8 protein-coding genes are annotated in these 16,022 nt (G+C 37.7%); 3 read left to right on the top strand and 5 right to left on the bottom strand.

Annotated elements, in window-relative coordinates:
• Positions 1-78: 78 nt before the first annotated feature.
• From Q0783_RS11635 to Q0783_RS11615, 5 genes are all read right to left on the bottom strand, one after another.
• Complete coding sequence (locus Q0783_RS11635) at positions 79-261, bottom strand: hypothetical protein (RefSeq protein ID WP_298895322.1); 183 nt, start codon at positions 259-261, stop codon at positions 79-81.
• A gap of 116 nt (positions 262-377) precedes the next feature.
• Positions 378-665: a DUF2188 domain-containing protein gene (locus Q0783_RS11630; RefSeq protein WP_298895320.1), complete on the bottom strand. Its 288-nt coding sequence runs from the start codon at positions 663-665 to the stop codon at positions 378-380.
• A 71-nt stretch (positions 666-736) separates the two neighbouring features.
• Positions 737-1,567, bottom strand: coding sequence for a hypothetical protein (locus Q0783_RS11625; protein WP_298895318.1), 831 nt, complete (start codon positions 1,565-1,567; stop codon positions 737-739).
• Positions 1,568-1,569: 2 nt separating this feature from the next.
• Positions 1,570-2,514 (bottom strand): hypothetical protein, encoded by a 945-nt coding sequence (locus Q0783_RS11620; protein ID WP_298895316.1) that lies wholly within the window; start codon positions 2,512-2,514, stop codon positions 1,570-1,572.
• A 196-nt stretch (positions 2,515-2,710) separates the two neighbouring features.
• Complete coding sequence (locus Q0783_RS11615; RefSeq protein WP_298895314.1) at positions 2,711-3,376, bottom strand: HAD family phosphatase; 666 nt, start codon at positions 3,374-3,376, stop codon at positions 2,711-2,713.
• Positions 3,377-4,078: 702 nt separating this feature from the next.
• On the opposite strand from Q0783_RS11615, the gene Q0783_RS11610 reads away from it, so the two are divergent.
• From Q0783_RS11610 to Q0783_RS11600, 3 genes are all read left to right on the top strand, one after another.
• On the top strand, positions 4,079-5,485 hold the full coding sequence (locus Q0783_RS11610) for an MATE family efflux transporter (RefSeq protein ID WP_298895312.1): 1,407 nt from the start codon (positions 4,079-4,081) through the stop codon (positions 5,483-5,485).
• A gap of 232 nt (positions 5,486-5,717) precedes the next feature.
• Positions 5,718-15,044: a LamG-like jellyroll fold domain-containing protein gene (locus Q0783_RS11605; RefSeq protein WP_298895311.1), complete on the top strand. Its 9,327-nt coding sequence runs from the start codon at positions 5,718-5,720 to the stop codon at positions 15,042-15,044.
• A 134-nt stretch (positions 15,045-15,178) separates the two neighbouring features.
• The gene (locus Q0783_RS11600; RefSeq protein WP_298895309.1) at positions 15,179-15,994 is read left to right on the top strand and encodes a T9SS type A sorting domain-containing protein; all 816 of its coding nucleotides are present in this window, start codon (positions 15,179-15,181) and stop codon (positions 15,992-15,994) included.
• Positions 15,995-16,022 lie beyond the last annotated feature (28 nt).

Raw genomic sequence — 16,022 nt, 5'->3', positions numbered from 1 at the left:
AATTATATAGGGAGAGTCTAAAGATAAAAACTTTAGGTGGTAGCGCGAAGTAAAAAACCGTAAAATATATATGGGAAATCAATCCCCATAACTCACCCAATCCCGAATCCCACCACTTTCACGATGAATGATCACATCAGCTTTATAACGTTTGGTTGAAATATTTTTGCCAATGGTCTCATTTTTAGTTCGTAATAAAACCAAGACAAGGTAAGTGTTGGGCTGAGTAGCATAGTCTAGCGTAGCGTTAGCTATGCGCATGATAAACCGTGTAGACAGGTTTTCAAGAACTAAAAGTGCAGCCTAGATTTTTTGGTTTTCTTTTTTATCAATGAAAAAATGAAAGAAATTAAACTCCTAGTAAAGTGTTTCATACATTAATCCCCATAACTAATCCGATCCCTAATACCACCACTTTCACGATGAATAATCACATCAGCCTTATAACGTTTGGCGAGAACTTTAGCTTTATTAATGGCTGTACTTTGCTTGCGGTGTTTGGAAGTGATACGCTTATTACCTTCACGTCGTACAGCCCAACCGTCTTCATATGGCACCACATGTTGATGCCAGGTACGTTTTCTTTTGGTGTCATAACCAAGGGCTTTGAGAATAGCCTGAATAAGTTTTTGGATATCGTCTGCAATAGAATTTCGTTTTAGCATGATTGTGCTTTAGTCTTGAGCTGTTAAAATAATAAAAGCTCATGAGTAAACAAGGACCAAATAATAAATATTTAATTTTCCTGTATTAGATAAAAATTGGGTAGATATTTTATTCTTTTTTTTGACATTTTATAATCTTTATTGAAATTATTAAATGAAAAAGAAAGCTCAACCTTGTCTTTTTTGACGAACAACTTTAGGGTATCCACAATTTTGGGATTGACGCTTTCCATTTTATTAGACCCATGATAGTAGGATATGCTATAATCCCTCTTATGATATGAAAATGGTTGTTTGAATACTTTGTCTAATGATATGGGTTTGAAAATGGTATAATTGTTTTCTGCTGTAGCTACATTGGCCTTAGTAAATAGCAGTTCTTTGCTAAATACTTGAGGGTCGTAATGCAGAATAATATCTTCGGAATCATTATGACTAGGAAAGTGGATCACATTTTCCATATCGTCTATTTTACCAATATAGGCGAATTCTATTTGATCTAGAACAATATTGTTTTCATAGAATTTCAGATCATTAAGAAAACCACTATCTTGACTTATGTATTTATGAGAAAAGGTCGTTAGATAAATAATAAGATCTGTTTTCTTATGCTTTAGAAGATATAGTTCCTCAACCTTCTTCATGTCTGACGATAAATCACTATTGTAAAAGTCAGATGGGCATTCACAAAATCGATCCTTAGGATCATCTACTTGAAGCTTTTCGCAAATATTAAAAACGTAGATATCAAAACCATTAAGAGCAAACGATTTTAAAGGTATTTTTGTTTTGACTTTCGTTTTTCTATCCTCCTGTAAATAATAACTATCACTAACCAGTTTTAACCCCGTTCGGCAAGATAAAAGAGCCAATATCAGTATCATGTATGCTATTTTTTTCATCGTTATAGTTTTGAGTTATTATATTCATGTCTGATTCCAAACATCCAACGTGATTTTGTAAAATAATCAGGATGATAGGGCACATTAGTAGTAAAATGTAGAAAATCTTGAAGATCGATTCGGTTTTTATTATACCAGGAAATGCTTCCGCCAAAACCATTATCTAAATTTGAAAAATTTAAGCGCCAGCGCTGTTGGTTATATGTAAATTGAGTTGTATCGTAGTAATTGATAAAATCTATTTGTAAATGTTCACCAACATCAAAAGCATATTCTTGATATCCTGTATACTTATGATAGCTTAATTCGATAAGATTTAAAACGTCATTTATATAACCATGATAGCTTAATACTAATCCTCCAGTATAATATCGATCTCTGTTGTCACCTGCCCAACCTAAAACAGGACCACCATCATTATAATAACTAATTTGAAATCTGCCTGCGATGTTTAAATTAAAAAAACCTGTTCGCTGGAGGATATTGTCTTGTACCAAAATTAGATTCATACCATAACTTATAGATGATTTAAACGGATTTTGTAACGGGTTTGCGGTAAATTCGGCAAAATGATAAAGTGGTACTGGTCTCACTAGTGGGTTGAAATCTAATTTATCTAATTGAAATGTCGCTGTGGTATTAAGGAAGGTGTGCGCTTGAATTTTGTACCATTTTTTACTTTGATTAGCACCAACCATACCTTTATTAAAAAGTAATATGCCTCCGTGAATTGACGGCGTAATACCATAATTATCATTAATTGAAGCATTATAACCTACACCACCCGTAATACTCAATTTAAAATCTGGTCTGTTTTTGTGCAATAACTCTATAGTTAACTTGGTTCCAATACCATAAGAAAAATCTGAGCTGGAAAAAGAAAAGTCATTTTGAGCAACCAATAGAACAGGCATTAATAGTATCGAAAGTATAAATCTAGTTTTCATCAAGCTGGTTTAATATTAACGGTATAAAGATAATAGCATAGCACATTAGAAAACATACCCAATGTAGGGTAAAACATGAGATACTATAACAAATAGCTATTCGTCTTTCAGTAATGTCTATAGTCTAGTTAATACAAACTATAGAGCTAGTACCTGCTTGTAGGGAAGTTATATAAAGATATGAAAATTTTCGTACTTACGCCGTTGCAAGTTTTGCTTCTAAGCGATCAAAACTAATATCAGCAAAATCTGAAACCACCAAATCGGCTTTGGAGTAATCCTGGTCTTCACTATGCAGGCTATCGTAGCCAATGCAATAGATATTAGCGGCTTTCGCAGCAGCAATTCCATTAGTAGAATCTTCTATCACAAAACAGTCTTTTGGATCGTGACCAGACAATTCAGCAGCTTTTTCAAAAATTTCAGGGTGCGGTTTAGATTGTTTAAGATCGGCACCAGAAATCTTCGCCACAAAATATTGGTCCAAGTCAAAACGCTCAAAAACACGATTGATATTGAGCATCGATGCCGAAGAGGCCAGAACTAAAGCCATACCATGACTATAATAATCTTTGATGAGGTCTAATACACCATCTAATAAATGTAATGAGGTATCAGTGTCAAAAAGGTGTTTAAAATGATGACGTTTGATATCGACTAAGGTTTGCGGGCCTAAAGGTAAATCGAAATGCGATATGAGTTGTTTACAAATCTCTAAAGTAGACTGACCCGTAAATGAGGCATAGAGTTCGTCTGAGACTTGGATGTTGACATCGTCAAACATTTGATAGTAGGCTTTATTGTGCAATGGCTCGGAGTCTACAACAACACCGTCCATATCAAATAAGGCAGCTTTGAACATATTGGTTGAATTAATTAGCACAACGAATATATGTAAATACATATTGATAATCAATACATTCTGTAGACAAATGTATGGACAAGGCGTTGAGGTGCGTTTAAGTTCGACGAAGTGTCACAAGCTTTAAATTTCGGATAATAATTCTCTTGTTTGCCCAAATATAGCCGTTTTAAGAAATAGTGAGCAACTATTTTTAAATTTAAAAGATGGCATTAGGACACAGTCAGATATTATAATCAACAAGCATATTTCATTTATATGAAGAGCGAACGATACGCAGTAATTTCCTAACAAACGGTTTTGATTTTTTGGTTCGTTTTGTATCAAGACAAAATGAATGAAAGAATTAATTAATCAATTTTTCATTGCTTAAAAAAGTATCAGAAAACTTTAAAACCTGGGTTTTCGGCATTCAAGTTTCAACACGCTGGTTAAATAAAATGAACTCGCTGCACTCAAACAGCATTTCATTTTTTAACGGCATCTACTTTGTGTTGCCGCTCGTCTGCAAAATCTTAGGGTCGATTTTAGAGTACAAGAAAAAAGAATAAAATTCAATTTTTTGATATTTAAAAAGAAAATTGCATCTTTGACTTATGATTGTTTAAGCTCACACTTCGCCATACATCACTTACTACAGTGATTTTATAGTAGCCATTAGCATTTTTGCTTTTGGTAGTTTTCATATTTCAACTAACAATCATGTCAAAATCAAACATATCAATCCCACAATTTTTTAAATACCTTAAACAAGCCGTTTCTGGTAAAGAGCAAGAATTTACATCAGGTAGTATTCGAAAAGCAGTCTTTATGCTATCCATTCCAATGATTCTGGAAATGCTCATGGAATCCATTTTCGCTGTTGTCGATATCTTCTACGTATCAAAGGTGAGTGTCAACGCTGTCGCAACCATCGGTTTAACCGAATCTGTTGTGACACTCGTTTATGCCGTTGCTATTGGTCTTAGTATGGCAGCAACAGCTATTGTTGCACGTCGTATTGGTGAAAAAGATGAGGAAGGTGCTTCACGAGCTGCTGTTCAAGTGATTATTTTGGGTATAGCTGTCGCTGCTGTTATTAGTGTGATCGGCATCCTATTTCCGAAGGAAATTTTAGGACTTATGGGAGGTGAACCCGATCTTATTGCTGAAGGTTACGGTTATACACAAGTACTTTTGGGTGGAAATGTGACGATTATGTTACTGTTTTTGATCAATGCGATATTTAGAGGTGCTGGCGATGCATCGATTGCGATGTGGACGTTGATTTTATCTAACGGACTCAACATTATCCTTGATCCAATGTTTATTTTTGGATTCGGTCCAATACCAGCTTTTGGTGTTGAAGGTGCCGCCATTGCAACGACAATAGGTCGTGGATCTGCAGTCATATTCCAACTGTTAGTACTGTTCTATGGCTGGAGTAAAATTAAAGTCAGATTTAAAGATATTGTCCTTAGAGTAGGTGTGATGCTCAACTTGATCAAAGTCTCTTTAGGAGGTATCGGACAGTTCCTTATCGGAACATCATCTTGGGTCTTCTTAATGCGTATTATGAGTGAATTCGGAAGTGAGGTTCTCGCAGGTTATACCATTGCTATTCGTGTGATGATGTTCACCTTTATGCCTGCTTGGGGAATGAGTAATGCCGCAGCCACTTTAGTAGGACAAAACCTAGGTGCAAAGCAGCCTGATCGTGCCGAACAATCGGTTTGGAAAACAGGTAAATACTGTGCCTATTTTATGGGAATTGTCTCTGTTGCTTATCTCGTTTTTGCACCTCAAATTATTTCGTGGTTTACACAAGAACCTAATGTGGTTGAAAATGGAAGCCTCTGTTTGCGAGTGATTGCAGCTGGTTATATTTTCTATGCCTACGGAATGGTAGTCATCAATTCATTTAATGGCGCAGGAGATACAATGACACCAACCATTATCAATTTTATTTGTTTCTGGTTATTTCAGTTACCTTTCGCTTATCTCATGGCCATCACTTTTGATTTTGGTCCAATGGGTGTGTTTTTAGCTATCGTATTAGCCGAGGTATTGATCTCTATCATTGCTATTGTCTGGTTTAGAAAAGGACGCTGGAAATTGAAACAAGTTTAGTTGGTATTTTAACGGTTATTTTGTAAATTATATACCTGAAAATCAACGTTAAAAGCGAAATTTGGTAGTTTGGCGAATAATTTGCTACATACTACAGTTTCAACGTACTTTTAATAATCCCTACATTGATTAATAGCCCAAATTTAGTGAACAAATTTACAGTCTTAGTGATTCTTTCCACTTAAGGTGAAATAGATGTGTCTGTATTTTAATTTACTTATTAAAGTTATTAATGATGAAAGGAATACGTTTATTAGTATACGCTGTTGCGTTTTTTATCTTCGGAAATATAGCCTCAAATGCCCAATCTGGAATATTTGAAAGTTATCTTGTTTTAAATAAAGATGGTGCCGGAAATGTATTTTACGATTTACAAGCCACAACTCTTAACCCCAATTTTAATGGACCAAATACTTTAGGTGCTTTCGATTGTAATAGCACACTAATTTTGAATGGTGCTGAAAATAAAACCTTTAAGTGCGGGACGGATAATATTGTCAATGGGTGGTTAAATTATAGAGTATATGAGCAAGGAACAACTCCTCCTGCATTTACTTCAACTCAAATATTTTACACAAGTGATGACTTAACGACTTTGTATTGTGGTGGAACCAGCAATGATCAAACTTGGCAAACCACTGGTGCTAATATTGATATCTTGGCAGGATTAAGTGTAAATACAACTTATGTTTTTGAAGTATATACGCATGCCGATTATACCTATTCTGCAGGTAGCGGAACTCATTTTTCAAATAATGATCCTGATGGAGGAGGACCAATGCCTCCAAATAACTATGTTACAACCTTTGTAATTGACGATACAACGGCTCCAACTCCTGATTTAGCTAACCTTGCAGATGTTACTGCAGAGTGTCAAGTTACCAGCTTAACTGCTCCTACTGCAACCGATGATTGTGGAGGAACTGTGAGTGTTACTCATAATGCGACTTTACCAATATCTAATCAGGGAACAACTGTAGTTACTTGGACCTACGATGATGGGAATGGTAACACAAGTACTCAAAATCAAAATGTAATCATAAATGATATAACTGCACCAACACCAGATATAGCTAACCTTTCAGATATTAATGCGGAATGTCAAGTAACAACCTTGACAGCACCAACAGCATCTGATAATTGTGGAGGAGTAGTAACAGTGACTAATAATGCAACCTTACCAATTTCTACTCAAGGTACGACTGTGGTAACTTGGACATATGACGACGGAAATGGTAATACCAGCACACAAACGCAAAACGTGATCGTTGATGATGTTACCGATCCAACAACACCAACACTGGCAGATGTGACAGGCGAATGTTCAGCAACGGCAACAGCGCCAACAACGACAGATAACTGCTCAGGAACACTAACAGGCACAACTAGTGATGCACTGACGTATAACACACAAGGCACCTTTGTAATTAACTGGACTTTTGATGATGGTAATGGCAATGTGATTGTTGTACCACAGAATGTGATTGTTGATGATGTTACAGATCCAACAACACCAACACTAGCAGATGTGACAGGAGAATGTTCAGCAACAGCAACAGCGCCAACAACGACAGATAATTGCTCAGGAACACTAACAGGCACAACTAGTGATGCACTGACTTATAACACACAAGGCACATTTGTGATCAACTGGACCTTTGATGATGGTAATGGCAATGTAATTGTTGTACCACAGAATGTAATCGTTGATGACGTTACGGATCCAACAACACCAACACTAGCAGATGTGACAGGCGAATGTTCAGCAACAGCAACCGCGCCAACAACGACAGATAACTGCTCAGGAACACTAACAGGCACAACTAGTGATGCACTGACGTATAACACACAAGGCACATTTGTGATCAACTGGACCTTTGATGATGGTAATGGCAATGTAATTGTTGTACCACAGAATGTAATCGTTGATGACGTTACCGATCCAACAATACCAACACTAGCAGATGTGACAGGAGAATGTTCAGCAACAGCAACCGCGCCAACAACAACAGATAACTGCTCAGGAACACTAACAGGAACAACTAGTGATGCACTGACTTATAACACACAAGGCACCTTTGTGATCAACTGGACCTTTGATGATGGTAATGGCAATGTGATTGTTGTACCACAAAATGTGATTGTGGATGATGTTACTGATCCAGCAATACCAACACTAGCAGATGTGACAGGCGAATGTTCAGCAACGGCAACAGCGCCAACAACGACAGATAATTGCTCAGGAACACTAACAGGAACAACTAGTGATGCACTGACGTATAACACACAAGGCACATTTGTAATTAACTGGACTTTTGATGATGGTAATGGCAATGTGATTGTTGTACCACAGAATGTGATCGTGGATGATGTTACCGATCCAACAACACCAACACTAGCAGATGTGACAGGAGAATGTTCAGCAACAGCAACCGCGCCAACAACAACAGATAACTGCTCAGGAACACTAACAGGAACAACTAGTGATGCACTGACTTATAACACACAAGGCACCTTTGTGATCAACTGGACCTTTGATGATGGTAATGGCAATGTGATTGTTGTACCACAAAATGTGATTGTGGATGATGTTACTGATCCAGCAATACCAACACTAGCAGATGTGACAGGCGAATGTTCAGCAACGGCAACAGCGCCAACAACGACAGATAACTGCTCAGGAACACTAACAGGAACAACCAGTGATGCACTGACTTATAACACACAAGGCACATTTGTAATTAGCTGGACCTTTGATGATGGTAATGGCAATGTGATTGTTGTACCACAGAATGTGATCGTGGATGACGTTACCGATCCAACAATACCAACACTAGCAGATGTGACAGGCGAATGTTCAGCAACGGCAACAGCGCCAACAACGACAGATAACTGCTCAGGAACACTAACAGGCACAACTAGTGATGCACTGACTTATAACACACAAGGCACATTTGTGATCAACTGGACCTTTGATGATGGTAATGGCAATGTGATTGTTGTACCACAGAATGTAATCGTTGATGACGTTACCGATCCAACAACACCAACACTAGCAGATGTTACAGGTGAATGTTCAGCAACAGCAACCGCGCCAACAACCAGTGATAACTGTTCAGGAACACTAACTGGAACAACCAGTGATGCACTGACCTATAACACACAAGGCACATTTGTAATTAACTGGACCTTTGATGATGGTAATGGTAATGTAATTGTTGTACCACAGAATGTGATTGTCGATGATATAACAGATCCAACAACACCAACACTAGCAGATGTGACAGGTGAATGTTCAGCAACAGCAACAGCGCCAACAACGACAGATAACTGTTCAGGAACACTAACAGGAACAACCAGTGATGCACTGACCTATAACACACAAGGCACATTTGTAATTAACTGGACCTTTGATGATGGTAATGGCAATGTGATTGTTGTACCACAGAATGTGATCGTTGATGATGTTACTGATCCAACAACACCAACACTAGCAGATGTTACAGGTGAATGTTCAGCAACAGCAACAGCACCAACAACGACAGATAACTGTTCAGGAACACTAACAGGCACAACCAGTGATGCACTGACTTATAACACACAAGGCACATTTGTAATTAACTGGACCTTTGATGATGGAAATGGCAATGTGATTGTTGTACCACAAAACGTGATCGTTGATGACGTTACAGATCCAACAATACCAACACTAGCAGATGTGACAGGAGAATGCTCAGCAACAGCAACAGCGCCAACAACGACAGATAACTGTTCAGGAACACTAACAGGAACAACCAGTGATGCACTGACGTATAACACCCAAGGCACCTTTGTAATTAACTGGACTTTTGATGATGGTAATGGCAATGTGATTGTTGTACCACAGAATGTGATCGTGGATGATGTTACCGATCCAACAATGCCAACACTAGCAGATGTGACAGGCGAATGTTCAGCAACAGCAACCGCGCCAACAACGACAGATAACTGTTCGGGAACACTAACTGGAACAACCAGTGATGCACTGACTTATAACACACAAGGCACATTTGTAATTAACTGGACCTTTGATGATGGTAATGGCAATGTGATTGTTGTACCACAGAATGTGATCGTGGATGATGTTACAGATCCAACAACACCAACACTAGCAGATGTTACAGGTGAATGTTCAGCAACAGCAACAGCACCAACAACGACAGATAACTGCTCAGGAACACTAACAGGCACAACCAGTGATGCACTGACTTATAACACGCAAGGCACATTTGTGATTAACTGGACTTTTGATGATGGAAATGGCAATGTGATTGTTGTACCACAGAATGTGATCGTGGATGATGTTACCGATCCAACAATACCAACACTAGCAGATGTTACAGGTGAATGTTCAGCAACAGCAACAGCGCCAACAACGACAGATAACTGTTCAGGAACACTAACAGGAACAACCAGTGATGCACTGACCTATAACACACAAGGCACATTTGTAATTAACTGGACCTTTGATGATGGTAATGGCAATGTGATTGTTGTACCACAGAATGTGATCGTGGATGATGTTACCGATCCAACAACACCAACACTAGCAGATGTGACAGGTGAATGTTCAGCAACAGCAACAGCACCAACAACGACAGATAACTGTTCAGGAACACTAACAGGAACAACTAGTGATGCACTGACTTATAACACACAAGGCACATTTGTAATTAACTGGACCTTTGATGATGGTAATGGCAATGTGATTGTTGTACCACAGAATGTGATTGTCGATGATATAACAGATCCAACAACACCAACACTAGCAGATGTGACAGGAGAATGTTCAGCAACAGCAACAGCACCAACAACGACAGATAACTGTTCAGGAACACTAACAGGAACAACCAGTGATGCACTGACCTATAACACACAAGGCACATTTGTAATTAACTGGACCTTTGATGATGGTAATGGCAATGTGATTGTTGTACCACAGAATGTGATCGTGGATGATGTTTCTGGACCTGCTGTTCCTAATTTACCTACAATTACTGAACAATGTAGTGCTACAGTTTCCGCACCAACAACTACTGATGGTTGTTCAGGAACGATTACTGGAACGACGTCCGATCCGTTGACATATAATACACAAGGTTCTTTTGCTATCACTTGGAATTTCGATGACGGAAATGGAAACGCTATTAATGTGGTTCAAAATGTTGTGATTAATGATACTACAGATCCTATACCAGTTTGTCAGGATTTGACAATTCAATTAGATAATACGAATGGAACGGCTTCAATTACTGGTGCTCAAATAGATAATGGATCAACAGATAATTGTGGTACAGTTAATTTTACCTTATCACAAAGTTCATTTGACTGTACAGATATAGGAACAAATGTTATTGTTCTTACAGTCGACGATGGAAACGGAAATTCTGCGACCTGTACATCCACGGTGACTGTTGTGAGTCCAACAATAAGCGGAGGAACTGTATTAGGGTATTTAAATAATACAGAAACAGTTGCAGATGAAGATAATTTGGTAGAGGTAACTGCTTGTCCAGATGAACCACAAAATGCAACATTTAATTTATCGGGACATACAGGAAATGTTGTCTATTGGCAAGCTTCTACAAATGGCGGTTTGATTTGGACAAATATCGCAAATACAACAACATCCTATTATTTTGCTGATATTTTAGAAACGACTTTGATAAGAGCTGTAGTTCAAATAGGGTCTTGTCAAGCCACATCTTCTATCGTTAGAGTGGTGGTGATTCCACCAGATATTCCGCCAACTATTATTGGCCCAGACACATTTGATACCTGCTTAGGAGCAAGTATTACTGTAGAAGCTCAAAGTTCGTTTGCAACCAACCCAGAGCTAAATGATGGTGGAGAATTTAATCAAGCTAATTTACCAGGTTGGTTGGTTGATGGAAATGATGGTGTTTCTGGGTGGAGCGCTTCAGGGAGTAATACATCACCAACACCATGGCGAGGAATTAGTAATGGTAATGCTAATAATTCAAGCAATATTACAGAAGGTGTTCGTTATAAAAACCAAGGAGGTGGTAAGTTTGCTATAACTTATGGCGATTTTGGAGCACCAAACATCACTACACTTGAAACGGCTGTATTTAATACATTAGGTTTGTCATCCGCTAGTATTGACTTTCAATCGGCTTATTATTTACAAGCAGGAGCTATGGGAATTGTTGAATTATCTGTTGATGGTGGAGCAACTTACCCAGTTACCTTAATGAGTTTTAGTGGACCAGGTGACTCTGGAGGCTTTGTAAATTTAGGAGGTGGAGCTAATAATGTACCGACCATAAATCTTCAAGATGCTGGGAATTCTGTGTCTCTCGATTTAACTAATTATATTGGATTAACCAACTTAAGAGTAAGGTTCACATTTACATCTACTGTAGGTAGTTCATGGGCAATTGACGGCATAACCATTCCACAAGCACCTGTTGACGAAGTGATCGAATGGGAAGATGGCACTGGAACTGTAGTAACGGTAGGTGCAATGACAACCATTACACCTGTGACGCCTGGTATCCAGACCTATGGTGTGACTTCTTTAATTAATGGCTGTAGAGCTGTAGGTAATGAAGGAACAGAATTTATAGATGTTAATGCAACGCTTGCTTATGCAGGAGAAGATCTTACACAATTAATAGGAGAATGTGGTGAAGATGTTATTTTGAATGCCTATGATAATAATTTAACTGCAGCTCAAAACATTGTTAATGGTGTATCTAATGCTGCAGTATTTACAACAGGTACTTATCCGGGAACTGGCGAAGCGGGTGTATGGTCTGCCACGCAGATATCTGCTTGTGGAGGAAATTATTCATTCTCAGATGTTGGTAGTCCGACGTCTACCTTTTCTGCAGATCCAGGAACATATCAGTTAACATGGACAGTACCTACAATTGGTTGTTCAGATACTGTGGAAGTTGTTATTCAAAGTTGTCCGACTATAGATTTTGATGGAGCTGACGATTATGTTACGTTTAAGGATAATTATAATCTGTCTAATCAATTCAGTATTGAAACATGGGTGAAACCAGAATCAGTAGTTGGTACTCAAACACTATTTTCAAAACGAGACGCTAATAATTTAGCAACTGGTTATGATTTAAGGCTTGTAGGTACTACGGTTCAGTTTAATTGGAATGCCGCAGGAACAATTCAGTCGGCACATCCCATATCAACAAATAGATGGTATCATATTGCAGTGACTAATAATAATGGTAGTTATAGATTGTATATTGATGGTATTGAAGTGAGTACACCTGTTGCAGGATCGGCACCTTCAAGTAATAACATGAATAGTTTTGCTGGAGCCATGGATCAAGCAAATAATGCACCCAACAGACCAGTTAATTATTTTAATGGTTGGATGGATGAATTACGTATTTGGAATACGGCATTAACAACTGCTCAAATTCGTCAAATGATGAATCAAGAAATTCAGGATAACACAGCCGTTAGAGGTGTTGCAGTGCCATTAGATATTGCCGGATTATCTTGGGCTGATCTTGATGGTTACTATCGTATGGATGTAAACTGTGGTACATTGGTCGCTAATAAAGGAATTAGAGGTTTGTTGAGAAATATGACTTCTGCTCAACAAGATACTGCACCTTTACCATACACGTCTCGTGTAGATGGTCAAGATTGGGCAACTGATAATACATGGACAAACTTTAATGTTTGGGACGCACCAAATAGTATTGGAGTTGATGGAGCAACTCCTATCGATTGGAATATTGTACAGACATCTCATGATATCAACTCTGGTAATAAAGATATTATTGTACTCGGACTTATCTCTGATACGCCTAATAAGGTTTTAGACATTAAAGATCCTGGTTCAGCACAAGATGAGACTAATGACGGACAATCATTACGAATAACCCATTACTTAAAATTAGATGGTGATATTGATCTATTTGGAGAGTCACAGTTGTTACAAGACGAAGGCAGTGTTTTAGATGTTACCAGTGCTGGTCGATTAGAACGTGACCAACAAGGAACGGCAAACCTGTATAACTACAATTATTGGGGATCTCCAGTAAGTGTTGTGAATACAAGCTCTAATAATACTCCGTTTAACGTTAATGCTGTTTTACGAGATGGGACGAACTCTAATAATCCTCAAGCATTACAATGGATTGGAACGCACGATGCCAATGGGGCCACATCGCCAATCACGATGAGTAGCTATTGGTTATTTGCCTATGAAAATTACCCTTTTGATAGTTATGCATCATGGCGAAGTTTAAGTCAGACAGACAATATCGATACAGGATTGAGTTTTACTATGAAAGGAAGTGGTGCAGGAAATCCGGTGTCTGATGTACAGAACTATGTGTTTATTGGAAAACCAAATAACGGAACGATTACGACACCTATAACCATTGGAAATCAGGCTTTAATTGGTAACCCTTATCCATCTGCTATAGATGCAAACGCATTTATATTGGATAATATTCCTGGTGGAAATCCTGGAACATCTCAAAGTACAGACGGGACTTTATATTTTTGGGAGCATTACACATCGAATTTCACTCATATTCTAGAAGATTATGAAGGTGGTTATGCTACTTATAATCTAACTGGAGGAAATCCAGCAGTATCACCTCCATTAGTGAGTGGTAATGGAACACCAACAAAACTACCTGGACGCTATGTACCTATATCACAAGGATTCTTTGTGACTGCTAGTAATGTTGGAGGTAATATTCAGTTTAAGAATAGTCAGCGTGTATTTGAAAAGGAGACTACAGTAGATTCTGAGTTCTTAAGAACAAGTAACCCGAACCTGTATAGAACTCAAGACCAAGATCCTAATCCTGATGTTCAACGAGTGAGACTAGATTTTACAACTGTGGAAGGTGCTGTGAGACATTTATTATTAGGGTTTATTCCTAATGGTGGTGCTACAGATGGTGTTGATTATGCTTATGATGCTGAAAATTCGGATACAGTATTTCCAAATGATATGTTCTGGAGAATTGAAGGAGGCGATTACACAACACAAGGCGTTGGTGATTTTGATGACTCTAAGCAATATCCTTTAGTGGTATATGTTAATATGCCAGGATCGTATGAGGTATCTCTTAACGACTTAGAGAACTTTGAAGAGACGATTAGTGTTTATATTTATGATGCTTTATTAGACACGTATGCTGAAATTAATAATAATACGTTCCAAATTGCTTTAGATACAGGAACTTATGTCGATCGTTTCTTTGTGGCTTTTTCTGCTGATGCTTTATCGATTCCTGAAGAAGAGTTGAATCAGCAAATGATTACTTACTTTAATTCGACCCAAGAAATTTTCGTAAAAACGACGTCTCTTTCTGATGTTAAAGAAGTTAAACTCATTAACCTACTCGGTCAAGAGGTACAGAGCTGGGATAATGTTTCAAATTTTGTACTAGATGACGCTATAAGAATTCCAGCAAAAACGATATCTGAAGGAACTTATATTATCAAAGTTTACACGACTAACGACACCTATAATAACAAAGTTATTGTAAAACAATAGTAAATAAAATCTTACAATTTTTAATCCATTAAGTGTATTTCATCGATTATTTGTGCATTTAATGGATTTTTTGATGTTTAATTATTACATTGGCGCTTAACTAAATCTAATATTTTCATTAAAGCCCTAATGTAATGAAAACGTTTACCTACTTCTGTTTGGCTATGCTACTTTGCTTATTACCAGAGTCCATGCATGCTATGTCTACTAATAATTCACCAACAGTGAATTCTCAAGTGCAACGTGTTCGAATTGATATTACCACGCCTTTAGGATATACACGGCATTTACTGCTAGGTTTTACACCAGATAACGCTGCTACCGATGGGTTTGATTATGGCTACGATGCGCAAAACATTGATAATTATAGTAATGACTGTAATTGGATTATTGACCACAATCGTTATGTTATTCAAGGTGTTGGTGCATTTCATGAAAGCAAAACCTATCCTTTAGGTTTATTTTTGTCAAACGCTGGAGATGTAGAGTTTTCATTATTAGGATTAGAAAACTTTGAGCATTCGATAGATGTTTATATTTATGACGCACAGGACGGCAGCGTGACTTCAATTTCAAATAACAGTTTAGTAGAAGCCATGTCCTATGGTGAGCATTTAAACCGTTTCTACATTACATTTACTAATGATGTTAATGCAATGGCTTTTGCAAATGGGCAGTTGTCTGTTAACGATTTTGATAAGGATAAAACAGAGATCAACTATATCTCATCGACCAAGGAATTAAAGATCAAAACAGCGAACTCTTTAGACGTGCAAGATATTCGTTTGTATAGTATATTAGGTAAAAAAGTGAAGCACTGGAAAAACTTAAAGCCGAATTCGTCAGGAATACTTAAAGTACCAGTATCCAATATTTCCAAAGGAACTTATATTGTTAGAGTTACAACAAAAGCAGGAATATCCAATAAGCGACTTATTATATCCAATTGATTAAAACTATAGTATATCAATAATTTTT

This window comes from uncultured Psychroserpens sp., assembly GCF_947500255.1.
GTDB lineage: Bacteria > Bacteroidota > Bacteroidia > Flavobacteriales > Flavobacteriaceae > Psychroserpens.
This window is presented reverse-complemented; position numbering and strand designations above follow the sequence as displayed.